Consider the following 26,087-nt stretch of genomic DNA (forward strand, 5'->3'; position numbering starts at 1 on the left):
GTTAAAAAGTATGTAGTTACCGATAATCTTTACAGAGTTCTCTTTATCAACGCTGCACGATTGATCTTATCTATGCCATGTTTATTTCGGATTTTGTCCATTGCTAAATCAATCTGCTGCTGCTTAGTATTTTTATCTTCTACTTGAACAAAATCAAAAAGAGATAACTGGTCGGTAGAATAGTCTTCATCAAATCCTGAGAGGCTTATCCCGATCAATCTGACGGGATAAAGCGTGTTCCAGTTCTGTTCCAGCAGGCTGCATCCTGTTTGGAAAATTTCTCTGGTAGCACAAGTTACAGGAATGGTGGTCTGTCTTGTGATAACCTGAAAGTCTGAATATTTCAATGTAATTTGTATGGTGCGACCTTTCTTGTGGTGTTTTCTTGCCGTCATACCTACATCATCGGCAAGGTCCATAAGGATCAACTTGGCTTTTTTTATATCTGTAATATCTTCCGATAGTGTTGTTGAGCGTCCGATTGACTTCATATCACCGGATGTGTGAGGCTGAAGGGGAGATGGGTCATGTCCGTTTGCATGCAAATGGACCTCTAAGCCGCATTTTCCAAGAGCTTTCACAACCTGCTCTCTATTGTATTTTGCAAGTTCGCCTATGGTTTGTATGCCCAGCCGGTTAAGCTTTTCAGCAGTTTTGCTTCCAATGCCGTACATTGCTTTAATAGGAAGCGGCCAAAGTTTTAGCGGAATATCCTTTTGCCATAGCTCTGTAATTCCGAGGGGTTTCTTCATCTCAGAAGCCATCTTCGCAAGAAATTTATTTTCGGCGATGCCGATAGAACACCAAAGACCAAGGTGATCTCTAATTTCATTCATGATTCGTGCTGCAGCCTCTACAGGCTTGCCGAACAGATATTCAGTGCCTGTCATATCAAGCCATGCCTCGTCAATGCTGTTTTGCTCCACGATAGGCGTATAACCGGATAAAAGGTTCATGACTTCATTAGACTTTTGATTATAGAATTCATGGTCGGGAGGAACTAAAAGCATATCCGGACAAAGTTTCAATGCGGCGTGCAGCGTCATAGCGGTTTTGACACCGAATTTTCTAGCCTCATAGTTTGCGGCAAGAATGATACCTGTACGCTTTTTCGGGTCACCGGCAACAGCAGCGGGTTTACCAACAAGAGAAGGATTTCTTGTCATTTCACAGCTTATAAAAAAGGCATTCATATCAACAAGAAATACGACTCTTTGCACAGTACACACCCTTTCGTTTATAATGATATATAGATTATATAATATTTATTGATAGATTGAAATATATAAGTACTAATGCTTTTTCTGAAATGTCAATCTCAATAGCTTGACAGAAATAATTGAAAGGCATATAATATGCGTATCAGTTATTTTCATCAAGAATATTACTTTAACAAGACTTTAAAATTTAATAAAAATTTACTAGGGGTGCCATTAAGGCTGAGAAAGAGACATCTTAACCCTATTAACCTGTTTGGGTAATGCCAGCGTAGGGAAGTAATTATACTTTAGAATAAGGGAGTGCGTTGCTTACGCATTCCTTTTTTATATTATTTAAGGAGGATGTTATGTTAAACAAAATTATTGAGGTATTAAACGATGTGAGGGAAAAGACACCATTAGTTCAAGCAATAACAAATTATGTAACAATCAATGACTGTGCGAATATATTGTTATGTTTTGGAGCATCACCAGCTATGTGTGAGGCAAAAGAAGAAGTCGAGGAATTTGTGAACTTGATTTCCGCATTGTACATTAATATCGGTACGCTTACAAAAGAACAAGAGGAGGCTTCTGTACTTGCAGTAAAAAAAGCTGCTCAGATCGGTAAGCCGGTTGTTCTTGACCCGGTTGCATGTGGTGCTATAAGCCGAAAGAAGGAAATAGCGGAAAAGTTGCTTGCGTACGGCAAAATATCAGTAGTCAAAGGAAATATAGGAGAGATCAAATCACTTGCAGGCTATGTAGGGAAGGTAAGAGGTGTTGATTCGGTAGATGACGGGGAAGGTGCTGTAGAAGCCTGCAAAAGTTTGGCTAAAAGCTTTAATACTGTAGTGGCAGCCACCGGAAAAACAGATATCATTACTGATGGAAAAACAACTTACCTTATAGATAACGGCACGCCTATGCTCACATTGGTGACCGGGGCTGGATGTATGGTTGGTGCATTGGCAGCAGCCACTGCAGGTGTGTGCGAAGATAAACTTGTTGCCGGTACAGCGGCAATTATGGCGATGGGGCTTGCCGGTGAAATTGCAGCGAATTCAATGGAAAAAGTGCTTCCCGGAAGTTTCAGGGTAAAACTTCTTGATTCTATATATGGAATGACCAAGGAGGATTTATTGAAAGGTGGAAAAATAAGATGTCTGTAGACTATACATTATACCTTGTTACCGATAGGGGAGTTTTAAAAGGAAGAGATTTGATGGAAAGTGTAGAAAAGTCCATAAAGGGCGGGGTTACACTTGTTCAGTTAAGGGAAAAGGATATTACCAGCCTGGACTTTTATAATATTGCACTAAAGTTGAAGGCGCTTACACGCTTCTATAATATTCCGCTGATCATCAATGATAGGCTGGATATTGCTCTAGCTGTAGATGCTGAAGGTCTTCATATCGGACAAGAGGATTTACCCCTTGAGGTTGCCCGTAAGCAGTTGGGTGATGGTAAGATATTAGGATACTCGGTATCTAATATAGAAGAAGCTCTCTATGGAGAAAAGCATGGTGCAGATTATTTGGGAGTAGGTCCTGTATATGCAACAGGAAGTAAGTCGGATGCAGGAAGACCTATTGGAATTCAAGGTCTTAAGGAAATTAAGCAAAATGTATCTATTCCCATTGTTGGAATAGGGGGAATAGGGATTTCAAATATAAAAGAAGTAAAAGCTTCGGGGATCAATGGAGTTTCGCTTATATCGGCGGTTTTGGGTAGTGATGATATAGAAGAGGCATCAAGAAACTTGGTTAAGCTTTGGGAGGAATAATGGAAAAGATAATTTTTATTGATTTTGATGGGACGATTACAAAAAAAGATACTTGCGCTGCGATGATTGAAGAATTCGCCAAAGACGGCTGGCAAGAGATAAACCGTTTATGGGAGAACAAAGAGCTATCTACGGAGGAATGTGCCAATGCTACCTTTAAGCTTTTTGATGCTGCCCCTCAAGATATAATAAACTTAATGCATACCATTGAAATTGACGAATACTTCACAGCGTTTCTTTCTTTGTGCAAAGCAAAGGGGTATGAAGTATATGTACTAAGTGATGGATATGATCTAAATATTGAAACAATATTTAAGAGATATGATATAAGATTAAAATACTATTCAAATAAGCTTTTATATAATGTGGATCATGGATTTAGCATTGAATGTCCGCATAAGAATGCTTCATGCGGAAAATGCGGTAATTGCAAGACAACTTGGATAAATAATCTAAAATCAGAAGGGGATGAAGTGATTTATATCGGAGACGGCTATTCCGATATGTGCCCTGCGGGAATAGCAGACCTTGTTTTTGCTAAAGGAGTTCTATCCCAGTATTGTATTGAAAAAGGTATACATACAAAGTGCTTTGAGAACTTTAAAGATATTATTGAAAGTATGAGTACTGATTAAAGTAGCTTTTAATAATATGGCAAAGTATCGACTAAAACGGATAGAAAGGATGAGAGGTTATGCCCACAGCCAACGTAAGCTTACAGGTGATTCCCAATGTGAAGGATGAAAATTTATATGAAGTTGTAGATAAGGTTATTGAATACATCGATTCCTGCAATGTCAAGTACGAAGTTGGTCCTATGGAAACAACCATGGAGGGAGAATTAAGCAAGCTGCTTGAGATTGTAAAAGAGGTACAAGATATTTGTGCTGCAGAAGGAGCAACAAGAGTGTTGTCTGTCGTCAAGATTGACTATAAACCTGAAGGAGTGACGATGGATGAAAAGATAGGAAAATACAGGAAATGGTAGTGTTCCAAAAAGTTATCTCAACAATTATTACTAGAATTTTTAAGCACCTGTTTGCCAGGTGCTTTTTTTGTACCTTATTTAAAAGTGGCTTCAATGTTTAGGAATGATGAAATAATAATTTCCTATTTTTCAAGCGGTTATTTTTCGATATTTCTTAATTTGAGCTAGTTTTCAGACTATTACGTATATATAATCAGAAAGTTGCTCACGTGAGACTATAATAAATGTTGTAGAGGAGATTGCTATGAATGAATATATGAAAGCTGCCTATGATGAAGCTATGAAGAATATCACCGGTAGTGAGGGAGGCCCCTTTGGCGCTGTTATTGTAAAGGATGGTGAAATAGTTGCATCAGCCCATAATCAGGTTTTAGCTACCAATGACCCTACCATGCATGCTGAAATCGCAGCTATTCGTATGGCCACTCGAAGATTAGGACGATTTCATCTCGAAGATTGCGAGATTTATGCAACTTGTGAGCCTTGTCCTATGTGCATGGCAGCTATTATTTGGGCCAAGATACCCAAAGTATATTTTGGTGCAAACAGGAAGGATGCGGAAGATATAGGGTTTGATGATAACTATATTTATGAATTTATCGCAGGCTCTGCACGTGAGATAAAAACTTATTGCTATATCTTGGAGCATGATTCGTGTGTAAAGTTATTTGATCAATGGATCAAAAAGGAAAATAAAGAAATGTATTAAAAGAAAAGCTGGACCTATCTAATATGTAGAACTGTAAAAAGAAAGGAGCATAAAAAATGGAAAATGAGAAACTAAAAGATGAAGCGTTGGATGAGGTAGCAGGAGGAGGACTTTTTGGTGACTGTCCCAAAAGCCATAATACTTTTTTATGTGAGGCACTTTGCTCTCATGTAAGGAAAGAAGACCAAACTCCGACAAAAGATGAACTTACGGTGTCTTGTGATCTAGGGTATTGGAAGTATGTTTGTAAATATGGTGAAGGAGGATTTATTTGATCTGAGTGCATAATAAAAACAATGAACAACAAGAAATGAAAGAAATGCTAATGTGGATGTAAAGACAAAGGCTATGTCCATACACTATATTGATAAGCTCCTCCATCTGCCGGACAATCATCAGAAGAAGGAGCTTAAACATCTCTATTTATTCTTCAATATTCAATAGGAGATATTTTAATATTATTAACCATCAGGCACCTGTTATCCTTACTTGCCAAATATGCGCTGCAGTACACGTTGAAAAAAGGATTTTTTAGTTTTGGAATCTTGACTCTGCACCACTTCTGTGTTTCTCTTAACAGGGGATATATCGGCGTTAGTGGAAGGGGCCATCCCGGGTTTAGTGGTTGTATGTACTGATTTGGTCTGCTCGGCAGGACGCATTGTATTTTCCCTTCTTGTTGTTTTATAATCCCTCTTAACTTCGGTTGGCCGATCTTTGTGCTTTTTATGGTGTTGAGAAGGCTTATTATGAGAGTACTTCTTTTGAGCTTGTTTGGAATTTGGCTTGGAATCAGCTCGAGGGGGTGTACTCTTCTTTGAATTCGCTTGTATCCATTTCTCGGCTGAAGTGCTGCGTTCATTGTAATCAGCTTCTGTGGGTAACGCTGCTTCTTCAATCATAACACCGATATGCTCTTCTATTTCATAGAGGCTCATGATGTCTTCTCCTGTAACCAAAGAAAGGGCACGGCCGTTATTCCCGGCTCTTCCGGTACGTCCGATCCTATGTACATAACTGTCTTTATCAGTAGGAACATCATAGTTAATTACCAGTGCCAAATCTTCGATGTGAATACCGCGTGCGGCAACATCTGTAGCTACCAGCAGATGAAATTCTCCCTGCTTGAACTGCTGTATGGTTTTTAGTCGTTTACCTTGAGGTATATCACCGTGCAGCGATTCACAGGCATATCCTTTTCTTGATAAAAAGCTTTGAACTCTATCCACTGCCAATCGTGTGTTGCAGAAAATTATACAGCTTTCAGGCTGTTCAACCAGAAGTAAGCGGTTTAACTGTAGGTTTTTTTCATTGCCATCGACACGGTAGTATCTTTGTTGGATGGTATCCACAGTCTTGGTCGGAGATTCAATCTCAATAGTTATCGGATGCTTCATATACTCCCTGCATATTTTTTGAACTCCTGTGGGCATGGTAGCTGAAAAAAGGAGAGTGAGCCTATTTTGCGGGAGCGTTTTAATGATTCTCACCACTTGGTCTAAAAAGCCCATATCCAACATCCTGTCGGCCTCATCAAGTACTAAGAAACGTATATGTTTGGTTTGTAAATTTCCGTGACAGATGTGATCATATATCCGGCCCGGTGTTCCGGTAACAACCGAAACGCCTCTATTGAGGGCTTGAATTTCAGCATTGATACTGTGCTGCCCGTATACTGCTGTTGTCTTATGCGGAAGATACTTTGACATCTGTTTGAGATTGCTGTCTACCTGGACGGCCAGTTCCCGCGTTGGTGTAAGAATCAGCCCTTGGGGACCTGCTGCCCTGGGATCGATCATTTGTAAAATAGGAACGCCAAAGACAGCAGTCTTGCCGCTGCCCGTTTTAGACATGACCATCATATCTTTCTGATTGAGAATATGTGGAATTGCCTTATGCTGTACTTCTGTAGGTGTCTCATAACCCATCTCTTCTATCGCCTTTAGAATAGGAGGCGAAATATCCAGATCATTAAAACTATTTTTCATTATTATCCTCTTTCGTTATTCTGAGATACTCTTATTATATCATTTGTTTATTGCTTGTTCTAGAGGGCAAAGGTATATTGTCTCTTGTCTCAAATATTAAATATACATTTTTAAATACATAAACTTATTTGTTGATATTGCGTATATACAGTTAGATAAGATATTAGGAGATGAATAGATTGAGAATACTGTTTTTTCCTTTTATTGCGATATGGAAAATGATAGAACTTATTATCAAGATGACAGGCAGGCTGGTAGCGGTTATGCTAGGTTTGGTTTTGATGATTGTAGGGATAATACTTAGTATGACAGTAGTCGGTGCGATTGTGGGAGTACCGTTATTAATTTTAGGTTTTACAATGATGGTAAGAGGATTCTTTTAATATAGATAAAAAACTGTAAAGTTATTATTAACCAATAGATTAATTCTTGTTTCAATATACCTGTCGTACTATCGTAGGGGTGGACGACCCTGTCCACCCGCTGTGCTAATACCGTATCTACGGGCGGACAGAGTCGCCCGCCCCTACAGAATCTTAACTATTAGCGTGATATACAATTTGGTAAATTACAATCCTACAGTTCGTTATCTATATGCTGAGTACATTATAAAATTAGATTTTCTTGGGAGGGGTAAGAATGAAAACAGTTGTAGTATATAAATCCAAAGCGGGCTTCGTAAAGAAATATGCAGAATGGATTGCACAAGAGTTATCAGCGGATATTTTTGAAGCTTCAAATATTACAATAGATGAAATAGCAAACTATGACACTGTGATCTATGGTGGTGGTTTATATGCTGTTGGTATTAATGGAGTAAAGCTAATAATACAAAATCTCGACAGACTTAAAGGAAAGAAGATTGTTGTTTTCGCATCAGGGGCATCACCGGACAGAAAAGAAATAATAAGTGAGGTAATGAATAATAATTTTACTTCCGAACAACAAGAATATATCCGTTTTTTTTACTTAAGAGGCGGCTTTGATTATGGGAAGTTGAAGCCTTTCGATAAAGTGCTTATGACATTACTGAAATGGAAGCTGAAGAGGAAAGAAGAACTATCGCCTGATGAGAAGGGGATGCTTGCAGCTTATGAAAAGCCGGCAGATTTCACGCAAAGAAAGAATATACGTGAAATCATTGATTATATTACTTCTTGAAAAATAATCAATGATGAATTGTTTGATCATAATATACACATTGAGCCAGTCATACTTGAATAATAGGTTTGTTAAATAATATCACAAATATTTAAAGATCTCCAAGGGCATCTCGATACATTTCTGATTAACTCTATACGTGTATACTTTATTGGATTCTGTTTGAAAGTGTTTTATAATAATAATATATTTCATTTGCTTATAGTAATTAGAATGGTTTAAGAATAATAGTAAAAAGGAGTTACACGTATGAGCAAATCACCAGCGTATAAAGTAATGCATGATAAATTAAAAGCTGATATCAAGGCCGGAAAGTATTCAGTAGGTGAATTGCTTCCTACTGAAACAGAGCTTGAAAAGATATTTAATGTAAGCCGTACTACAGTACGGAGAGCAATGGAATTGCTTGCGCAGGAGACCTTAGTAGAAATCAAGCAAGGCAGAGGCACTATGGTAATGAACTACAAAACAAAACAAGATCTTAATATGGTTACCTCTGTTACAGAATCTTTAAGAAGAAAAGGCTATAATGTAAGGACTAAAAGCATGCATATTGATAGAATACCTGCTACAGAAAACCTGGCCAAAGAATTGAATGTAATGAAAGGAAGTTTATTGGCCCGTGTACAAAGAATACAATTGGCCGATGAAAGACCGGTTGTAATCATGAAAAATTACATCTCATATGAGAAAGTACCGGGTATAGAGCAATATACTAATAAATTTTCTGCGCTATATCAGTTTTTAGAAGATCAGTACCAGATAGAAATTGATGCCGCAAAGGACAAAATATATGCAAAGTCGGCAGATTTTGCCGAGTCAGAAATGCTTGGGGTAAAACCAAATACGGCACTTCTGTGTATTCGTCGTATTTGCTATAAAGATAATCAGCCGATTTGTGTAGATCATGTAAGCATCCTTGGCGATGAATATGAACTTGAGATTTCAATGAATGGACGATATAAATAATAAAGGAGATTTTATCATGGATAATGATTTTCTTTTGAATATTTCTCAAATAATAGATATCAGCTGTGTGAAGTCAAATCATACGTTAGAAGAGATTGATAAAATGATTGCAGCTGCAAGAAAGTATCAATTTATTTGTGCCTTCGCATTGCCAAGCTTTACACCGCATTTGCTGGAAAAATTAAAAGACGAGCCGAATATCAAGGTAGGGGGAGCCGTTGGGTTTCCTTCCGGAGGGGATACAACAGAGGCCAAGGTCTTTCAGGCAAAAGAATTGATTGCGATGGGTTGCAACGAGCTTGATATGGTAATGAATATAACCCACCTAAAATCTCAAAACTATCAGACCGTTTTTAATGATATAAAAGCAGTGGTAGATGCTGCGGGAAAAGCGCCTGTGAAAGCAATCCTTGAAGTAACGGTTCTTACTAATGAGGAAATTGTTAAGGCAAGTAATATTGCAGTAGAGGCAGGAGTGTCTTATGTCAAAACAGGGACAGGATGGATGAACAAGCCCACCACCGTTGATCATATTAGATTGATTAATGAAACTATTAAAAATAAAGCCAAAATTAAAGCAGCAGGTGGGATAAAAGATCTGGATACTTTGATCACAATGGCTAAAGCAGGGTGCAGTCGTTTTGGCCTAGGTTTGAATTCTGCAATTAGCATTATTGAGAAAGCAATGCAGTACTAAAAAAAGATGTGTATTAAACACATCTTTTTTTAGTACAAAAACATAATTATGTTTTTGTAAATATTATTGAAATACCATATCTGACATAAAAATTACAATAAAACATTACTGAAATTAGATATGTTTATTTGATTGATAATTAAAACATTGCATAATAGAATAAAAATAAGAAGTATTGTTAGATAATTAACAAACAAAAATCTAACATGAGCTAAATGTAAAGGGGTTGTTAATATGAAAGGTTATGCAATGTTAGGAATTGGAAAAATAGGATGGATTGAAAAAGAACGTCCGGTCTGCGGACCTATGGACGCAATTTGTCGTCCAATTGCTATTGCGCCATGTACGTCAGATATTCATACTGTTTGGGAAGGTGCAATTGGTGAACGTCATGATATGATTTTAGGCCATGAAGCGGTTGCAGAAGTTGTAGAAGTAGGAACATTCGTAAAAGATTTTGCTCCTGGGGATAAAGTCATTGTTCCTGCTATTACTCCCGATTGGAATTCGTTAGAAGCTCAAGGTGGGTTCCAGATGCACTCAGGAGGCATGCTTGCCGGATGGAAATTCTCAAACTTTAAAGATGGCGTGTTCGGAGAATTCTTTCATGTGAACGATGCAGATGGAAATTTGGCATTGCTGCCGGAAGGTATGGATCCAGTTGCTGCCTGTATGCTTTCTGATATGGTACCAACCGGATTTCATGGTGTTGAGCTTGCTGATGTGAAATTCGGTGATAGTGTGGCTGTTATCGGAATAGGTCCTGTCGGTTTAATGGCTGTTGCTGCGGCAGCTATTAGAGGTGCATCCTATATTTATGCTGTGGGATCTCGTGCAAATTGCATTAAGATTGCAAAAGAATATGGAGCTACAGATATCATCAACTACCGTGAAGGTGATATCGTAGAGCAGATTATGGCAAAAACAAAAGGCAAAGGGGTAGACCGGGTTATTATTGCAGGTGGAGATGTTGATACATTCGCCCAGGCACTTAAAGTTTTAAAACCAGGCGGAAAAATAGGAAATATAAACTATCTTGGTGAAGGAGATTACATTAAGATTCCACGTGCTGAGTGGGGCTGTGGTATGGGTCATAAAGCCATTGAAGGAGGCTTGATGCCAGGCGGAAGATTACGTATGGAGAAATTAGCTGCACTTATCGAGACAGCCAGAATAGACCCCAGCAAGCTTGTTACACACCGATTTAAAGGGTTTGAAAGCATTGAAGCCGCGCTAATGCTTATGAAAGAAAAGCCTAGAGATTTGATTAAGCCTGTTGTAGAGATTAATTGGTAGTACGGAGGTCAGTATATTATAGGAAAGTTGCACATATAGATATAAATCATTGAGTTAACAAGAAATATAGTTCTATTAACTTCGGCATCTAAATCAATATCGGAAGGCTGCGATAAATTATCTCAGATAAAATGCGCGCTCACAGTATGTGGGCGCCTTTGTCTTTTATAGACATTTTTACAACTATCAGCACCATTTGTAGATTAATTGTTGGAATATGACAGGAAAATAATATCAACCATATCCATGATAGTCGCAGTAATGTTATTCATTCTATATGTCTTGAAGATCGAATTGAAGGTACAGTTGTATTGATTCCTTTTTTCTTTTTATGATAAAATGAAGCGAGTGTGAGAAGATATGCTCAAAGCAGCTAAAGAAAAAGAGGTAGATTTGACTAAGGAGGAAAAATGATAAAAACAAAAGATATAAGAGAAATCGGTTCGTTATTGGAGTCTAAAAAAGTATTTATTTTTGATTTTGATGGTACTATAGCTGATACGGAGACTTTACATTGGGCGGCATATGATATATGCTTGTCAGAATTTAATATTGCTTTAACAAAAAAGCATATTGATCGTTATATCGGTAATGCAGAAATAAAAATATATAGTATGTTAAAAGATGATTTTGGAATAAGCTTTGATGATGATACTTTTTTCGATAAAAGGATTTCTATCTATTTAGAGCTAATTAAAAAGAAAGATCTAAAACCTTTTAACTTTTTCATGGACTTATTTAACAAGTATAGAGATATTTGTTTCTGTATATTATCTTCACAAAAGTTGAACATCATTAACGATTTACTGAAGTTATGGGATTTAGACTCAGCGTTTGATAAAATTATATCTGTTGCAAGCGGAGATATGTCGAAAGCAGATATACTAAGTGATACATATCATTATTATGGTGCTTATAATAATGAGGTTGTACTATTTGAAGATACAAATAGAAATCTTGCATTAGCTCAACAAGAAAGAATACTTGCGATCGGGATAGAACATCAATATAATAAATCAGTTTTAGTAGATTGCAATGCCATTATTGGCGACAGAATCTAAAGTTAGACATTTTACTGGTTCAGCGGATTTAGATATAGGCTATGGTAAATTTCAAGATTTAATTTATTTGGGGAGGTAGGTCAGCCTTCTTTTTTGCATGTTTTTCATCAATTACCATTTCTTAAAATGCCTAAAACTCCTATGGAAAATTTAATATCTTTTAATTTTAGAATTTGTTTTATCCTATTGAACTTTAGTCCAGAAACCTTACACAAGAGCTGACTGGTCACGGTCACCAATATTATCATATAAATATGAGGTGTCTTCGCAGAATTTGTGCATATCAAAGGAACCTTAATCAATATATGATTAATAGAAAAAGCCATACTACTTCAGTATACGGAAGTTAGAATGGCTTTTTCTATACCGGTGTGTGTCAGACTTGCAAGCTCAAATAAGACATGCGGCTAGCCCTTCTGGTCTTCCGGCTAGTTGATGCGTTGTTTCATCTCACTTGAACAAATCCCTCCGTGAATGCTACTCAAATAATTGGTAGGCTCCAGCTCGATCGGAGAAATCCACATGGAATCAATTGATATTTGTAATTCGAATTCTCATAGTAGAATCTAATGAGTAAATAAAAAAAATATGGAAATAATTATTTATAAGTAGGTGATATCATGCTTTTTGGGAAATATAAAAAGAATGAGTGTAATGGCATAATGTATACGGATGAAGAGCAAAATAATTTTGAATTATCAGCACAAAATCTTAAAACTATACTTTCCGGTAGTGAAGATATTTCGTTTCGTGATATAAAAATAAATAATATTCGTTTATCGCTTATATATGTAAACGGGCTTGTTGACCATGCTGTGACGAGTGATTACATATTGAAGCCATTAAATCAAGAGGAAGCGTTTAAGTCGGTAAAAAATGAAAGGGAAGTTTTGGCACTTATTGAGGAAGGGAAGATTTATTATTCCAGCCAGTATATCAGGAGTGATATTAATATTGTAATTAGTGATATACTATCTGGAAGTACGGTGTTGGTCTTAGATAAAGAAAAAAAAGCTATCATATTTGATGCTAAAAGCTTTGAAAAGAGAAGCATATCCGAACCAACAACGGAAAATGTTATTAAGGGTGCAAAAGATTCTTTTGTAGAAACTTTGCAGATCAATACAGCAACAATAAGAAGAAGAATTAGAACACAAAACTTGGTCATTGAAAAAACAATTGTAGGTAAGCAAACGTTAACAAATATTGCAATTATCTATATGAAAGGAGTAACAAACAGACATATTTTGGATGAAGTTAAAAAAAGACTTAGTAATATTAATATTGATGGTGTTATTTCAACAGGATTTATTGAGGAATATATTATCGACAATAATAACTCACCATTTCCGCAGGTAATAAGCACTGAAAGGCCTGATAAGTTCTGTGCCGGAATCATTTCAGGAATGGTAGGTATTATTATTGATGGAATCCCTGTATCATATCAAGTACCTGGAGTACTTAACCAGTTTTTGCAGGCACCGGAAGATTATTCGCAAAATTATATTATAAGTACGCTAGTCAGAGTTTTAAGATACTCACTTATGCTAGTAACGTTGTTTTTACCTGGCTTTTATGTATCGATAGTTACATTTCATCAAGAAATGATTCCTACAAGTCTTGCACTTTCAATAGCGGCGGCAAAAGAGGGAGTTCCGTTTCCATCTTTTATTGAAGTGATACTTATGCTGATTGCTTTTGAAATTTTAATAGAAGCAGGATTACGGTTACCTAAAACAATAGGACAGGCTGTTTCAATCGTAGGTGCATTAGTAGTTGGGGAAGCAGCAGTTAATGCTAAATTTATTTCGCCGGCTGTAGTTCTTATTATAGCAGTTACAGCTATCTCGAATTATACAATGCCTAATCAGGATTTTAGCAATGCATTACGTATATGGCGCTTAGTACTGGTTGTTTTAAGCAGTATCATAGGACTTTTTGGTCTGAGTATCGGAAGTCTGGTATTGCTATATCATTTATCAAAAATAGAAAGTTATGGCGTGCCTTATCTATCACCTTTCGTGGCTGATGAGAATAGGCAGATGCAAGACTCTTTGTTTCGGCTAAAGCTTCGCACGCATATAAAACGGCCAATACAGTTGAAAACTATCAATAAAAAGAGGCAGGATTGATGGAGGTTTTTGAATGGTGAAGCTGCAAGGATGTCTTATCCTATTTATTCTTGTTATTGGTATGACAGGATGTAAAAGCCCCATTAGAGGTGGCGGTGATATACAGAATTTATTCTTTGTTACAGTTTTTGGGGTTGACAAATTAGACAATGGATTAATAAGAATATCAGTTTCCTCAAAAAAAACTGAAGTGGGAGGAAGTGAGCAAAGTTCACAATCCAAACAAATTGATGTTTTAAGTATAGAGGGAAGAACCCTTTTTGAAGCTATTAGAAATCTTCGGTTATTTGCAGATAGAAAACCGATTTTTGGACATACAGAATTTGTAATTATTAGTGAACAAGCGGCTAAGGATAATATTGCTGATTATATAGATTTATTCACTCGTGACCATGAGCAGAGGCTTAACTCAAAAGTACTGATTATTAAGGGTTCAACTGCTGAAGAAGTGCTTAATAATGCTGGTACCACGCAACGATTTGTATCTGACAGGATGGAAAATCTATTAAATACTCAAGCAGGGCTGGGAATCTCATCTAAGGTGGAATTATCTGAACTTATCAAAGTTATGGATAATCAGTATTTGTCTGCCTATTTACCTTATATTCAACTGGAAAAACGGGTAAAACGGGAACAGGAAGATAAAAATGCTATGGATATAGTTATTAAAGGATTTGCAATTTTTAAAGGTTCCAAATTGATTGGTTATATAAGCGATGGCCAATCACGTGGGCTTAATTGGATAAAGAATAATATAGAGTCGACAGTGATAGTAGTAACAGAAACATCTGGAAATAATATATTGCTTGAGCTTATCGATTCTAAGTGCAAAATATTGCCCAAAATTACAAATAACATGCTGTCAGTAACCATAAAAATCATGTTTTCGACAAATATTGGAGAAGTGCAAGGTAGAAAAAATGTTTTTACTGAAGATATGATTACATACTTAAATAGTCAGCAACAGGAACTAGTAAAAAACGAAATAAAAAGTGTTATAGATTATGCTCAGAAAAATAATACTGATATATTGGAAGTAAGCAATGCTGTATTTCATAAATATCCTGTACAATGGGATAATATAAAAGACCAATGGGGGGAACTGTTTTCCGAATTAGAAATCGATGTTGAAGCCGAATCCAAAATTAATAGGACATATGAAATACAGGAAAAAATAAAAACAAGTAAAGGTGAAGAGTAATGATTTTAACATGTTTATTTATTGTATTAATAAGTATTTTTGAAATAGTAAATATGGTTAGAAAAAAGAAAAAAAAAGAGATGTTTGTTTTTATTGCTTTTGCCTTTGGCACTCTTATATTTGGAATATTTTATTCTGTGCAGCCATATAGGGAAAGTCTGGCTGCTGTTATCCTAGGATATTTAAAATAAGGATATTGGAAGGGTACTCATAATGTTGGCAGATAGAGAAAAAATATCTTTGAGACAAGCGGCATTGCTATTTTTAACATTAGCATATTCACCGGCTGTTAGGTTTATACCTTTATATGTAGCCAATAGAGCTAAGCAGGCGTCATGGCTTGCGCCATGTTTAGCTAGTATCTTTTTTGTCATTCTTGTATATATACTGCATAGATTTTTCAAACAGCATAAAAATCATTCGCTGATGGATGTAATATATAGTGTTTTGGGCCTAGGGATTGGAAGAGTAGTTGTTATTATCTATATGATATGGATAACCTTGTTACTGGCATTGAATGTACGATATTATGGTGAGAAAATTGTTTCGTCAATATTACCGAATACAGTAATAAGTGTGTTTTTAATTATCATGCTTGGTTTACTGGCTTATGTTTTGCGTTCGGGATTAGTAGTAATCGCCCGAATGAACGAAATAATATTTTATTTGATAACAATTAGCACATTACTGATGATTTTTTTCCTATTACCAGTAATCAAAGTAAATGATATCACGCCAGTAAGCTATAAAGATATCTATCCGTTATTCGAAGCGAGTATTGGTGTCACAGGTATATGGGTGTATTTTTTCTTTTTATTTTTTTTAGGGAATAAGATCAATAATAAAGAAAAAATAAAAAATATTGGGATTCAAACTCTGATGTTCTTATTAATTGCAAATATAGCAACAATTATAGCTACAGTAGGAACACTCGGCTATTCAGTGACAGGAAGAATACCATTGCCGTTTTTAACGGCAGTAAAGCAAATATCCGTATTCGATATCTTTGAGAAAGTAGAATCGATAGTCGTAATGATTTGGATTGCTTCAGACTTTATACTATTTTCCGTTTTTACATATTGTGTATTGTTAATGATAAAATCAGTGTTTAGACTATCTGAATATAAGGTTTTTATAAACATTTATATGGTATTTATTTACTTTTTGGCAATGTATATCTGTAATAGTGTTTTTGAACTCCAGAGTTTCGCAGAAAATGTGGTGGTATATGTCAATATTTTTCTTGGAGTATTTATACCAATTGTAATATTAATAATAGGGGAAATTCGAAAAAAGATATAAGGAAGAACATCTCTTAATTATCATATTATAAATTTATATGTAAAACACATGAATTGTTTGGAAATTTTAGCTGAAAAAGCATTTGAACAATTCATGTGTATTTTTTTATTGGAAAATAATAATAATTTTTTTTTATAAATATTTGCACTAATATGCTACATTTATGAATATGTGTTTCACTATATTATGAAATGGGATGAATGAAACAATTATTGTTAAGACAAGATTCGGAAAGTGCCATTTTGCTGCTTTTTTGATTTTGGCATAGAACTTGCTATTAATAGAGTATGTAAAGATATTATTTTGAAGGAGGATCAAATTGATAACACTGTGATAATAGGGGGGAGATTTTGTGCTTACCTATAGCTTTTACATTATGGGTAGCGGACAAACTATACGGAAGCGATAGGTAAAAATAGCTAATTAGGAAAGGCGTATGTTAGTTATAAATATTTTGTTGAGGTGATGAATGTGGAAAGTAAAGCAAATAATTTGATGTTGGAAGGTGTAAGAGTATTAGACCTTACGCGTGTATTAGCAGGGCCATATTGTTGCATGATGCTTGCGGACATGGGTGCAGATGTTATTAAAATCGAACTTCCTGGTAGAGGGGATGACTCAAGAGGAAACGCGCCGATTGTTAATGGTGAAAGCGCATATTTTATGAATTTAAACAGAAATAAACGCGGGATGACACTAAACCTAAAAAGCGAAGAAGGGAAAGAAATTTTTAGAGAACTGGTAAAACAAAGTGATATTGTGGTGGAGAATTACAGGCCCGGCGTTATGGAGAAGCTTGGACTCGGTTATGAGGACTTAAAAAAGATAAATCCGGGTTTGGTATATGGTGCCATTTCTGGCTTTGGACACTATGGCCCTTATTCAAAAAGAGCAGGATATGATATTGTAGGTCAGGCAATGAGCGGACTGATGAGTACCACGGGGTGGCCGGGAACACCACCAACCAGGACGGGTACTGCTATTTCAGATGTTATGGGAGGTGTTAGCTGCTGTGTAGGAATTCTTGCTGCGTATGCGAATAGGCTGAAGACCGGTGAGGGAGACAAAGTGGATGTTTCTTTAGTGGATTCTATGGTTTCCTCGTTAGAGATTATCAATATGATTTATCTGTGTACAGGCAGGGTTCCGGATAAAATCGGCAATAGATATGAAGCAATTTATCCATATGATTCCTTTAAAGCCAAGGATGGAGATGTTATTATTGCCTGTGGTAACGATAAGTTATTTAATCTGTTAAAGCAAGTTCTTAAAATATCGGCATTGGAAGAAGAAAGATTTGATTGCAATGTTAAGAGAGTGCAAAATCATGAACCATTAAAAGAAATTATTGAAGCGTGGACAGTGAATTATACAATTGATGAAATTGTAGATACTCTTCTTTCGAATGGAATTCCTGCTGCGCCAATCAATACTATTGATAGGGTGGTAAAGGATCCTCATATTGCAGGCGCGAGAGAGATGTTCGTAGAAACAGAGCATCCTGTGGCAGGAAAGATAACATTAACAGGAAATCATTTAAAATTTACAAATAAAAAAGCTTCTATAAGGACGGCGGCACCTCTTCTAGGCCAGCATACAACGGAGATACTTCAAGAAATCCTGGGCTATAGCCAAGCGAAAATAGAAAACTTTCAAAATAATGGAGTATTTTAAGTTGTGAATTAGAATATCTGAGTTACTTTTAAGCAATAACGATAGCCTAAATAACTATAAATTTATGGGAATGTAGGACGACGATATCAATGAACTAAAGAAGGATGGTCTAATTTAAATCAATTATGATATGTGATGAAGGGAAGTGGAAAATGATGAATATTCCAAAGGAGATTGAAATCATTGAAATAGGACCAAGGGATGGTTATCAAAATATAAAGGAGTGGATCCCCACAGAAGTAAAGCTGGAAATTATAGATGGCTTAGTAAAATCTAATTTTAAAAAGATGCAAGTTACTTCTTTTGTCCATCCGAAAGCTATTCCTCAAATGAAAGATGCCAAAGAGATTGTAAGTAATGTTCTGAAGAAATATCCGGATGTGAAGTTTGCTGCGCTAGTTCCGAATTTGTATGGAGCAAGAGCAGCATATGAAAGCGGGCTTCGAAGAATAGTCTATGTTATATCGGCAAGTGAAGCACATAATAAAGCCAACGTCAATAGGACAATAGACGAATCCTTTGTCGAGTTTGAACAATTAAGAAGAGAGTTCCCTGATATAGACTTACAACTTGATGTAGCAACCGCTTTTGGATGTCCTTTTAATGGAATTACTCCAATTGAGAATGTTTTTAGACTTATCGATAAAGCCTGTGAAGTAAAAGCAGACAGAGTAAGTATTTGTGATACTATCGGCGTTGCAAATCCGGTGCACACAGAAAATGTAGCGAAGACAGTGTTGGAAAAGTATCCGGAAATGCATTTTCACATGCATTTCCACGATACAAGAGGAATGGGATTAGCTAATGCCATGGTGGCTGCCCAGAGTGGAATTAAAACCATTGAATCGTGTGTAGGAGGACTTGGAGGGTGTCCGTTTGCACCGGGTGCGACAGGAAATACGGCGACAGAAGATTTGGTAAACATGTTTGAAAAGATGGGTGTAAGTACCGGTGTTTGCCTTGATAACCTTTTGGAGGCATCGAGAATGGTCAAAAATAAAATAGGAACGGGAATGTCAGGGCATATGGTGAATATTTCAACAGACTTATTAAATGTAGCAAATAGAGTAACATGTGCTTAATTAAATCATTAAGGAATATGAGGGGCATCTCAAATGGGAACGCTAAAAATGTTTCAAATATATAGGGAATTTATCATATGAAACATTTATGTACGAGTGATTATTATGTAAATGCTGATTTAGAGCTGTTTTAATATTGGCATAATATTTGCTATTAAATATATATAAGTGCAACAATATTAGATTTGATAGAATTAATAACTTAGCTAAGGACAATTCAGGAAACGGAATGAGCAATTCAGAATACTATCTGCTAACTAGCGGAGTATTAATAAATTATAATGGAGGGGTAATTGTGAAAAAAGTATTAAGTCTAGTTTTGTTAGTGGTGTTCATGTCTACACTTTTGTTCGGATGTGGGCAAAAACAGAGTGCTAATGAAGGAAATAAGGAAGCACCTGCTCAAGGACAAGAAACTAAAGAAGACACTAAGGCTGTAGTATTAAAGCTTTCTCATGTTGGCGGAACAGATCATGCATACCAAAAGGGTGCAGAGATGTTTAGAGACATCGTAAAGGAAAAAACAAACGGTGCTGTCGACATTGAGATTTTCCCAGCCAATCAGCTAGGAACACAGCAGGAGGTTACAGAGGGAATACAGCTTGGAACCGTTGATTTAGCGATTGTTGCGGATGATGCACTTGCAACGCTTGTTCCTGAAATGGGAGCACTTGGTATGCCATTTCTTTTTAAAGATACCGATGATGTATATAATACATTAAACGGTGAAGTAGGAGATGTACTTGCTAAGAAACTTGAAAGCAAAAACGTTATACTTATGTCATGGTTGGAAAATGGCTTTAGAAATATAACTAACAATAAGAAACCAATCGTTGTACCTGAAGATTTAACAGGTATAAAGATCAGAACTTCAAGTACAAAGCCTAATATGATGGCCTTCAACACTTACGGAGCAAGTGCGACAAATATTGCTTTTAGTGAACTGTATAATGCACTTCAAGTGGGTGTAGTAGATGCTCAGGAAAATCCATTTACAAATATCCTTGACAAAAAATTCTATGAAGTACAAAAGTACATGTCTGTTTCCGGTCACGTGCATACGGCAGAGCCGATGATTATGTCCAAGAAGGCCTATGGCAAGTTAACGCCGGAACAGCAGACTATCTTTGTTGAAGCAGGTAAAGAGGTATCCAAATGGGCTTTTGAGAATGCAAAGGAGAATTATACTAAGGAATTAGAAGAGTTGAAAGGTCTTATGGAAGTCAATGAAGTTGATAGAGAAGCTTTCATTAAAGCTTCCCAACCGGTGTACGATGAGTACTATGACAAGTACAAAGAAATTCTGGACATGATTAGAAAGTAAAGAAAGCTAGAATTTAAGCATTGAAAATCAGATAAAAAAGAAAAAATAATCTAAAATTATATATATACCGCTCTAGAAAGAGCGGTATGTGTATAATTAAGCTACATGATTTAAGGAGGATTATATGTATAAGGTCTTATGCAAGCTTAATGATAGCATATATAATGTATTTAAAGTCCTCATAATATGCTTGCTGCTAGCAATGAGCATCATGGTGTTTTCACAGGTTGTGTTTAGATATGTGTTAAAGAGTCCGATTGCATGGTCTGAGGAGCTATCTACCTATTGTTTCTCTTGGCTTGCTTTTTTTGGTGCAGCGGTAGTCTTAAAGAATGATAACCACGTTAATGTTTCTTCCTTTGTAGATAGGATTAATAATAAGAGTTTAAGAAAAACAGTCATCTTGTTTTCGCAGGTTTTGGTACTGGCTTTCCTTGGCATGGTTGTATATTATTCAACAAACTTAGTAGCAATGTTATTGCAGAATGACCAGAGGCTTCTTAATCTAGAGTCTATACGGGTAGGATATGTATTTATGCAGGTTCCTATCAGTGGCTTAGCGATGGGATTGCTGATGGTTGAAAAAATAATCGGTACACTAAAGACCAAGGCCGATGATATTGGGCAACAGACAGAGAGAATGGAAGGGGGCGTGGAATAATGTCTATTGCATTATTTATAACATTTTTTATTTTAATCTTAATCGGTATTCCGATTTCATTCTGTCTTGCAATATCATCTGTTGTGGCAGTTGTATTTTTTAGTGATATTCCGGTTATTAACTTGATGCAGAAAATGTTCCGTGGTGTCGACTCGTTTACTCTAATGGCCATTCCATTTTTTATTTTCGCAGGAAATATCATGGCTCGAGGTGGTGTATCGAAGAAACTTACAGATTTAGCGGCTGCTTTTGTAGGTAAAATGACAGGAGGACTTGCAGTAGTATCTACAGTTGCATGTACTTTCTTCGGTGCTCTTTCAGGCTCAGGACCTGCTACTACAGCAGCGATAGGGGCTGTAATGGTGGAACCTATGAAGGAGCGTGGATACAGCAAGGAGTTTGCAGCAGCTACAGTGGCATCTTCAGGAACTATAGGATTATTGATTCCTCCTAGTAATAACATGGTATTGTATGGCGCGATTGCAGGGGCTTCCATAGCGAAAATGTTTTTAGGCGGGATTGTTCCCGGTATTCTGATGGCAATTGCACTAATTTCGGTTGAACTGTGGATTTCAAAAAAGAGAGGTTACCGTGGTGGAGAGGCTGTAACGGCAGGAGGAATTTTGACAGCCTTTAAAAATGGAATATGGGCGCTCTTAATGCCTGTCCTCATTCTGGGAGGTATCTACGGAGGTATTTTTACCCCTACGGAAGCAGCTGCGGTTGCTGTAATCTATGGTTTCGTTATTGGTATGTTTGTATATAGGTTACTGGATTTTAAGCAATTTATAAAAGTGACCTTGGATTCTGCAAAGGGTACGGCGTCAATTATGTATTTGGTTGCGTCTGCGCATATGTTTAGTTACCTGCTTACAAGTGAGCAAATACCTCAAAAGTTTGCGCAGTTGATCGTTAACTTTTCGGACAACCTGCTGGTTATACAGCTTATCATGATGGTTGCACTACTAGTAACAGGAACTTTCCTTGACAATGCGGTAGCTGTTATACTGCTGACACCTATTTTCTATCCTGTAATACAGTCCATGAATGGAGATTTGGTATACTTTGGTGTTTTATTGGTATTTGCGCTTGCAATCGGTCAGATTACACCGCCGGTTGGTCTGTGCATGTTTGTGGCTTGTGATGTTGCCAAGGTATCTATAGAAAAATTGACAAAGCAGATTATTCCGTTTATTGCCGTGCTTCTGCTTACGTTGCTGATACTTAACCTGTTTCCTGTCCTTGTGACATATATACCGTCCATTTCAGGTTTATAGGGTGATAGATAAACGAAGTGCTTATGCGATATTATTAAGATTTGTATTCAGAGAGATAAAATCAAAAATATCAATCACATTATGATTACGACACGAGATATTGAAAAATTATTACATTTTTATGTAAATATCCTAGGCATGGAATTGGAGCATAATAGCAACCGTTATCCGGACAAGTTTTGCAGTGAAAAAATTAATCTAACCAGAGAAAAATTGAAGATAAAGTGGCAAATAATATGGATATAGATAGGTATACTAGCTTTATGTGTATTATTTATAGTCATTATTATTGGATTTGTTAAGGCGAAAAATATAATAATTGAATTGCGTGTATGATTGAATGTTATGTGTCGAAGCAATAAATATAGTGTGTATAGATGCTGTGAAGTATAAGGTTGCAGCATTTTACAAATAACAAATGTTAAATTTTGAAGGGGGAATTTTATTATGAAAAGAAGAGTATTTGCCGTACTACTTGGAATGGTTGTAATGACAACTCTGCTATTTACCGGTTGTGGTAAATCTGCGCCGGATAGCTCAAAAAACGACACAAACACCCCGGCACCAAGCAGCGGACCAGCGAAAAAGGCAAAAATTTTAACCTTAACATTCGCACCTGCTTCAGGCTCTGCGCACGACAAAGCATCGCTTGAATTTGCAAAGCTCGTTGAAGAAAAAACAAATGGTGCATACAAAGTAGAGGTGTATCCCAATTCGCAGTTAGCCGGTGGAAACCAGCTCACAGCAATTGAGATGGTTCAAAAGGGTGCTATTGATTTTGGATGGCTTTCTCCGCTTGTACAGACGAGTATCGTACCGGATTTGGGCGCTATGAGTATTCCGTGGCTTTGGAAAGATGTTGAAACTATCGACAAAACGCTTTCACCTGGAACGCCTGCATTCCAAAAAATATATGATCTCCTGTATGCCAAGGATTTTGTTGTGTTAGGTTTTGGAGAGAATGGCTTTAGACAAGTAACAAATAATACTAAGGAGCTTAAAAGTCCTGAAGATTTTAAAGGAATCAAATTCAGGGTCATAGGCAATAAGATGCTTTTGGATGTATTTAAAGCTTTTGGTGCAAACCCGACAGATATTAATTTCTCAGAAATCTTTACGGCGTTACAGCAAAAAACTATAGATGGTCAAGAGAATCCTGTCTCAACAATTATAATTCCTAATAAGTTTTATGAAGTTCAAAAATATATTACATTGTGGGACTATTCTTACGAGCCGCATCCTTTCCAAACCAATAAAAAGCTTTGGGATTCTTTTGATGATGCTACTAAAAAAGCAATACAAGAAGCGGCTATCGAGGCATGTAAGTTACAAAAAGAATATGCACGTGCTGATTATGAGAATGATCTAAAGAAACTTGAAGAAGCTGATATGAAAGTTTATAAGCCAACTGCAGAAGAAATGAAGGTATTCAAAGATACGGCTGCACCTGTTGTCGAAAAATATCTTCCGGAATATGACCAAAAACTAGTTACATTGCTTAAAGACGCAAATAAATAGGTCTATTTGCTGAAAAAGTTATATTCACAGATTATTGAGGCAGAGTTCTAGATTGTAAACCTAAATATCTGCTAAGATTGCTATCAACGTAGATGCTATACAGGAGGACGGCTCTGTTTATCTTAAATGCTACTGATTATGGATTAAAGTGAACAGAGCCTTTCCAACTGCTATAAAGATTACAAATATTATTTAAATAGAAGATAAATATTTTGGTAGGATGTATCTTTACGGTCTTATTATTGAAGTTTGCAGTTTTATAGGGTTGATAATATAGTAGAGTCAATATGGAGGTAGTATGAAAAAGAAGCTATTATTTGAAGAGCATTTAATCGCAGCAATGATGATTATAATGCTTTTGATTTTAGGAGTTAACGTTATTGGGCGCTATGTGGTTGGAGCTTCACTGGCGTTTACAGAAGAACTTGTAAATTATTTATTTGTGTGTGCATCTCTTTTAGGAGCTCCTGCTGCGTGTGCCAGAGGTGCGAATATGGGACTTTCAGCAATCACTGATCTTTGTCCTCCAAAAACACAAAAATTTTTTATGGTTATCGCATCGATAGCCAGTATATTATTATTTTCAATTTTATTCAAACAGGGTATTCAGGAGGTCGTTTCAAATATCAACTATGATTCCAGGACGCCTATACTTCAAGTTCCGAATTGGATATTTACGATGGCATTTCCTGTAGGTTCTGCACTATATATTTTTAGAGTTGTACAGAATATGGTATTTGCTTTCAGGAGGTGCGACGATGGGTGTTGATATAGGGATAGCACTATTAATAGTATTTATGATTATGATACTCATTAATATACCCATTGCGGTTTCTCTTGGTTTGTCAACCCTGGTAACAATGGTGTTATATAATGTTCCTATCACGATGTATGTCAGTATTATATCCTCCGGACTTTCGAAATTCACGCTGCTGGCTATTCCGTTCTTTATACTTTCAGGATTTATAATGGAAAAGGCAGGGATATCGAAAAGGATTATAGCTTTTGCTAAATTAATTGTTGGTCCGATTCCCGGCGGACTTGGCATCATGTCGGTAGGAATTACACTATTTTGGGGTGCAATATCAGGTTCGGGGCCTGCAACCGTAGCAGCTCTAGGATCTATTCTGATACCCGCAATGATTAATGCCGGATACAACAAGGGGTTTTCAGCGGCGTTGATTGCATCCAACAGCGCAGTTGCGGTTGTAATACCACCCAGTATTACATTGGTTGTTTACGGGGTGCTTTCAGGACAGTCCATCGGTACGCTGTTTATAGCGGGGATCGTACCCGGAATTCTTATGGGTGCATGTGCAGCTGTTTATGTATATATATATGCGGTTAGGAAAGGTTACAAAGGGGAGCCTTATGGCAAACCTTCTGAAATATGGAAGGCATTTAAGGAGGCTTCATGGGGGCTTGTTACTCCGATAGTGATTCTTGGTGGTATATATGGAGGAGTATTTACTCCTACAGAAGCTGCTGTTGTTGCGGTTATTTATAGTTTGATTGTCGGATTGTTTATTTATAAGGAGTTTGATGTCAAAGAGTTGTGGAAAATTGTTGCGGAGTCCGGGGTAAGTTCAGCCAGTATTCTTATCATTATGGCGAATGCCTCGGCATTTACATGGCTTATCACGACGCAAGGTGTAGCACAAAGATTCGGAACAGCCTTACTATCTGTATCAGATAATAAGTGGGTCATCCTAATGCTTATAAATCTTATTTTAGTTTTAGCGGGCTTTTTTATTGATGGTATATCTATTTCTTATATTTTTGTTCCGTTGCTGTTGCCTGTTGTAACACAACTTGGCATGGATCCTATATGGTTTGGCGTGACTATGACGATAGCTATTGCGATTGGATTTAGTACACCGCCGGTAGCGGTTAATCTTTATCCTGCCTGCCGGATTGCGGATATCAAGCTAGGAACCATATCCAAAAGTATACTTGGATTTTTAGTATCAAGTATAGCAGCACTTGTCTTGACCACTTTTTTTCCCGAGATTATTCTATGGTTGCCAAGAGTTCTTGGGATGTTATAAATAAATATGATAAG

At 36.7% G+C, this 26,087-nt stretch carries 26 protein-coding genes and 1 riboswitch; of the genes, 24 read left to right on the forward strand and 2 right to left on the reverse strand.

What is annotated here, in order from left to right; translation table 11 throughout:
• Window positions 1-29: 29 nt before the first annotated feature.
• A complete protein-coding gene (locus tag QKW49_RS18610) occupies window positions 30-1,220 on the reverse strand; it encodes a DNA polymerase IV (protein ID WP_282864147.1) in 1,191 nt (396 codons plus the stop codon).
• Window positions 1,221-1,413: 193 nt separating this feature from the next.
• A riboswitch (TPP riboswitch) is annotated at window positions 1,414-1,512 on the forward strand.
• A gap of 55 nt (window positions 1,513-1,567) precedes the next feature.
• Here QKW49_RS18610 and thiM point away from each other — a divergent pair.
• The 6 genes from thiM to QKW49_RS18640 all read left to right on the forward strand — a co-directional run bounded on the left by thiM (window position 1,568) and on the right by QKW49_RS18640 (window position 4,957).
• A complete protein-coding gene (gene thiM, locus QKW49_RS18615) occupies window positions 1,568-2,371 on the forward strand; it encodes a hydroxyethylthiazole kinase (protein WP_282864148.1) in 804 nt (267 codons plus the stop codon).
• A complete protein-coding gene (thiE, locus tag QKW49_RS18620; RefSeq protein ID WP_282864149.1) occupies window positions 2,362-2,985 on the forward strand; it encodes a thiamine phosphate synthase in 624 nt (207 codons plus the stop codon). Before thiM ends, thiE begins: the two co-directional genes overlap by 10 nt.
• Window positions 2,985-3,620, forward strand: a complete 636-nt coding sequence (locus tag QKW49_RS18625; protein WP_282864150.1) for an MtnX-like HAD-IB family phosphatase — start codon at window positions 2,985-2,987, stop codon at window positions 3,618-3,620. Before thiE ends, QKW49_RS18625 begins: the two co-directional genes overlap by 1 nt.
• Before the next feature lie 59 nt (window positions 3,621-3,679).
• The gene (locus tag QKW49_RS18630; protein WP_282864151.1) at window positions 3,680-3,973 is read left to right on the forward strand and encodes a thiamine-binding protein; all 294 of its coding nucleotides are present in this window, start codon (window positions 3,680-3,682) and stop codon (window positions 3,971-3,973) included.
• 244 nt (window positions 3,974-4,217) lie between these two features.
• On the forward strand, window positions 4,218-4,682 hold the full coding sequence (locus QKW49_RS18635) for a nucleoside deaminase (RefSeq protein WP_282864152.1): 465 nt from the start codon (window positions 4,218-4,220) through the stop codon (window positions 4,680-4,682).
• Window positions 4,683-4,738: 56 nt separating this feature from the next.
• Window positions 4,739-4,957 carry a hypothetical protein gene (locus QKW49_RS18640; RefSeq protein WP_282864153.1) on the forward strand — a complete coding sequence of 73 codons (219 nt, stop codon included), beginning with the start codon at window positions 4,739-4,741 and terminating at the stop codon, window positions 4,955-4,957.
• Window positions 4,958-5,167: 210 nt separating this feature from the next.
• On the opposite strand, the gene QKW49_RS18645 is transcribed toward QKW49_RS18640, so the two are convergent.
• Window positions 5,168-6,670, reverse strand: a complete 1,503-nt coding sequence (locus tag QKW49_RS18645; RefSeq protein WP_282864154.1) for a DEAD/DEAH box helicase — start codon at window positions 6,668-6,670, stop codon at window positions 5,168-5,170.
• Window positions 6,671-6,849: 179 nt separating this feature from the next.
• Between QKW49_RS18645 and QKW49_RS18650 the strand changes: the two genes are divergently transcribed.
• The 18 genes from QKW49_RS18650 (at window position 6,850) to QKW49_RS18735 (ending at window position 26,073) form a co-directional block, all read left to right on the forward strand.
• A complete protein-coding gene (locus tag QKW49_RS18650) occupies window positions 6,850-7,053 on the forward strand; it encodes a hypothetical protein (RefSeq protein ID WP_282864155.1) in 204 nt (67 codons plus the stop codon).
• Between the two features lie 256 nt (window positions 7,054-7,309).
• A complete protein-coding gene (locus QKW49_RS18655; protein ID WP_282864156.1) occupies window positions 7,310-7,831 on the forward strand; it encodes a flavodoxin domain-containing protein in 522 nt (173 codons plus the stop codon).
• Between the two features lie 249 nt (window positions 7,832-8,080).
• Window positions 8,081-8,800: a GntR family transcriptional regulator gene (locus QKW49_RS18660; RefSeq protein WP_282864157.1), complete on the forward strand. Its 720-nt coding sequence runs from the start codon at window positions 8,081-8,083 to the stop codon at window positions 8,798-8,800.
• 16 nt (window positions 8,801-8,816) lie between these two features.
• Window positions 8,817-9,497 carry a deoxyribose-phosphate aldolase gene (gene deoC, locus QKW49_RS18665; RefSeq protein ID WP_282864158.1) on the forward strand — a complete coding sequence of 227 codons (681 nt, stop codon included), beginning with the start codon at window positions 8,817-8,819 and terminating at the stop codon, window positions 9,495-9,497.
• Window positions 9,498-9,731: 234 nt separating this feature from the next.
• Window positions 9,732-10,793 carry an NAD(P)-dependent alcohol dehydrogenase gene (locus QKW49_RS18670; RefSeq protein ID WP_282864159.1) on the forward strand — a complete coding sequence of 354 codons (1,062 nt, stop codon included), beginning with the start codon at window positions 9,732-9,734 and terminating at the stop codon, window positions 10,791-10,793.
• A gap of 410 nt (window positions 10,794-11,203) precedes the next feature.
• Window positions 11,204-11,854 carry an HAD hydrolase-like protein gene (locus QKW49_RS18675; protein ID WP_282864160.1) on the forward strand — a complete coding sequence of 217 codons (651 nt, stop codon included), beginning with the start codon at window positions 11,204-11,206 and terminating at the stop codon, window positions 11,852-11,854.
• A 620-nt stretch (window positions 11,855-12,474) separates the two neighbouring features.
• Entirely contained in the window at window positions 12,475-13,986 is a 1,512-nt protein-coding gene (locus QKW49_RS18680; protein ID WP_282864161.1) for a spore germination protein, read from the forward strand.
• Between the two features lie 13 nt (window positions 13,987-13,999).
• Window positions 14,000-15,187: a Ger(x)C family spore germination protein gene (locus tag QKW49_RS18685; RefSeq protein ID WP_282864162.1), complete on the forward strand. Its 1,188-nt coding sequence runs from the start codon at window positions 14,000-14,002 to the stop codon at window positions 15,185-15,187.
• Window positions 15,187-15,378 carry a hypothetical protein gene (locus QKW49_RS18690; protein WP_282864163.1) on the forward strand — a complete coding sequence of 64 codons (192 nt, stop codon included), beginning with the start codon at window positions 15,187-15,189 and terminating at the stop codon, window positions 15,376-15,378. Before QKW49_RS18685 ends, QKW49_RS18690 begins: the two co-directional genes overlap by 1 nt.
• A 22-nt stretch (window positions 15,379-15,400) precedes the next feature.
• On the forward strand, window positions 15,401-16,489 hold the full coding sequence (locus tag QKW49_RS18695) for a GerAB/ArcD/ProY family transporter (RefSeq protein WP_282864164.1): 1,089 nt from the start codon (window positions 15,401-15,403) through the stop codon (window positions 16,487-16,489).
• A 465-nt stretch (window positions 16,490-16,954) separates the two neighbouring features.
• A complete protein-coding gene (locus QKW49_RS18700) occupies window positions 16,955-18,163 on the forward strand; it encodes a CoA transferase (protein ID WP_282864165.1) in 1,209 nt (402 codons plus the stop codon).
• A gap of 152 nt (window positions 18,164-18,315) precedes the next feature.
• Window positions 18,316-19,245: a hydroxymethylglutaryl-CoA lyase gene (locus QKW49_RS18705; RefSeq protein WP_282864166.1), complete on the forward strand. Its 930-nt coding sequence runs from the start codon at window positions 18,316-18,318 to the stop codon at window positions 19,243-19,245.
• Window positions 19,246-19,540: 295 nt separating this feature from the next.
• The gene (locus tag QKW49_RS18710; RefSeq protein WP_282864167.1) at window positions 19,541-20,569 is read left to right on the forward strand and encodes a TRAP transporter substrate-binding protein; all 1,029 of its coding nucleotides are present in this window, start codon (window positions 19,541-19,543) and stop codon (window positions 20,567-20,569) included.
• A 124-nt stretch (window positions 20,570-20,693) separates the two neighbouring features.
• A complete protein-coding gene (locus QKW49_RS18715; RefSeq protein ID WP_282864168.1) occupies window positions 20,694-21,230 on the forward strand; it encodes a TRAP transporter small permease in 537 nt (178 codons plus the stop codon).
• Window positions 21,230-22,507 (forward strand): TRAP transporter large permease, encoded by a 1,278-nt coding sequence (locus QKW49_RS18720; protein WP_282864169.1) that lies wholly within the window; start codon window positions 21,230-21,232, stop codon window positions 22,505-22,507. Before QKW49_RS18715 ends, QKW49_RS18720 begins: the two co-directional genes overlap by 1 nt.
• Before the next feature lie 447 nt (window positions 22,508-22,954).
• Window positions 22,955-24,025: a TRAP transporter substrate-binding protein gene (locus tag QKW49_RS18725; RefSeq protein ID WP_282864170.1), complete on the forward strand. Its 1,071-nt coding sequence runs from the start codon at window positions 22,955-22,957 to the stop codon at window positions 24,023-24,025.
• A gap of 298 nt (window positions 24,026-24,323) precedes the next feature.
• On the forward strand, window positions 24,324-24,794 hold the full coding sequence (locus tag QKW49_RS18730; protein ID WP_282864171.1) for a TRAP transporter small permease: 471 nt from the start codon (window positions 24,324-24,326) through the stop codon (window positions 24,792-24,794).
• Window positions 24,784-26,073, forward strand: a complete 1,290-nt coding sequence (locus tag QKW49_RS18735; protein ID WP_282864172.1) for a TRAP transporter large permease — start codon at window positions 24,784-24,786, stop codon at window positions 26,071-26,073. The genes QKW49_RS18730 and QKW49_RS18735 overlap by 11 nt, the downstream gene beginning before the upstream one ends.
• Window positions 26,074-26,087 lie beyond the last annotated feature (14 nt).

It is taken from the genome of Petroclostridium sp. X23 (genome assembly GCF_030013905.1).
Taxonomy (GTDB): domain Bacteria; phylum Bacillota; class Clostridia; order SK-Y3; family SK-Y3; genus X23.

Excerpts from the sequence above, each read along its gene's own strand:
- thiM (WP_282864148.1), top strand. The coding sequence starts at position 1,568 with ATGTTAAACAAAATTATTGAGGTATTAAACGATGTGAGGGAAAAGACA.
- thiE (WP_282864149.1), top strand. The coding sequence starts at position 2,362 with ATGTCTGTAGACTATACATTATACCTTGTTACCGATAGGGGAGTTTTA.
- QKW49_RS18625 (WP_282864150.1), top strand. The coding sequence starts at position 2,985 with ATGGAAAAGATAATTTTTATTGATTTTGATGGGACGATTACAAAAAAA.
- QKW49_RS18630 (WP_282864151.1), top strand. The coding sequence starts at position 3,680 with ATGCCCACAGCCAACGTAAGCTTACAGGTGATTCCCAATGTGAAGGAT.
- QKW49_RS18635 (WP_282864152.1), top strand. The coding sequence starts at position 4,218 with ATGAATGAATATATGAAAGCTGCCTATGATGAAGCTATGAAGAATATC.
- QKW49_RS18640 (WP_282864153.1), top strand. The coding sequence starts at position 4,739 with ATGGAAAATGAGAAACTAAAAGATGAAGCGTTGGATGAGGTAGCAGGA.
- QKW49_RS18645 (WP_282864154.1), bottom strand. The coding sequence starts at position 6,670 with ATGAAAAATAGTTTTAATGATCTGGATATTTCGCCTCCTATTCTAAAG.
- QKW49_RS18655 (WP_282864156.1), top strand. The coding sequence starts at position 7,310 with ATGAAAACAGTTGTAGTATATAAATCCAAAGCGGGCTTCGTAAAGAAA.
- QKW49_RS18660 (WP_282864157.1), top strand. The coding sequence starts at position 8,081 with ATGAGCAAATCACCAGCGTATAAAGTAATGCATGATAAATTAAAAGCT.
- deoC (WP_282864158.1), top strand. The coding sequence starts at position 8,817 with ATGGATAATGATTTTCTTTTGAATATTTCTCAAATAATAGATATCAGC.
- QKW49_RS18670 (WP_282864159.1), top strand. The coding sequence starts at position 9,732 with ATGAAAGGTTATGCAATGTTAGGAATTGGAAAAATAGGATGGATTGAA.
- QKW49_RS18675 (WP_282864160.1), top strand. The coding sequence starts at position 11,204 with ATGATAAAAACAAAAGATATAAGAGAAATCGGTTCGTTATTGGAGTCT.
- QKW49_RS18680 (WP_282864161.1), top strand. The coding sequence starts at position 12,475 with ATGCTTTTTGGGAAATATAAAAAGAATGAGTGTAATGGCATAATGTAT.
- QKW49_RS18685 (WP_282864162.1), top strand. The coding sequence starts at position 14,000 with ATGGTGAAGCTGCAAGGATGTCTTATCCTATTTATTCTTGTTATTGGT.
- QKW49_RS18690 (WP_282864163.1), top strand. The coding sequence starts at position 15,187 with ATGATTTTAACATGTTTATTTATTGTATTAATAAGTATTTTTGAAATA.
- QKW49_RS18695 (WP_282864164.1), top strand. The coding sequence starts at position 15,401 with ATGTTGGCAGATAGAGAAAAAATATCTTTGAGACAAGCGGCATTGCTA.
- QKW49_RS18700 (WP_282864165.1), top strand. The coding sequence starts at position 16,955 with ATGAATGTGGAAAGTAAAGCAAATAATTTGATGTTGGAAGGTGTAAGA.
- QKW49_RS18705 (WP_282864166.1), top strand. The coding sequence starts at position 18,316 with ATGATGAATATTCCAAAGGAGATTGAAATCATTGAAATAGGACCAAGG.
- QKW49_RS18715 (WP_282864168.1), top strand. The coding sequence starts at position 20,694 with ATGTATAAGGTCTTATGCAAGCTTAATGATAGCATATATAATGTATTT.
- QKW49_RS18720 (WP_282864169.1), top strand. The coding sequence starts at position 21,230 with ATGTCTATTGCATTATTTATAACATTTTTTATTTTAATCTTAATCGGT.
- QKW49_RS18725 (WP_282864170.1), top strand. The coding sequence starts at position 22,955 with ATGAAAAGAAGAGTATTTGCCGTACTACTTGGAATGGTTGTAATGACA.
- QKW49_RS18730 (WP_282864171.1), top strand. The coding sequence starts at position 24,324 with ATGAAAAAGAAGCTATTATTTGAAGAGCATTTAATCGCAGCAATGATG.
- QKW49_RS18735 (WP_282864172.1), top strand. The coding sequence starts at position 24,784 with ATGGGTGTTGATATAGGGATAGCACTATTAATAGTATTTATGATTATG.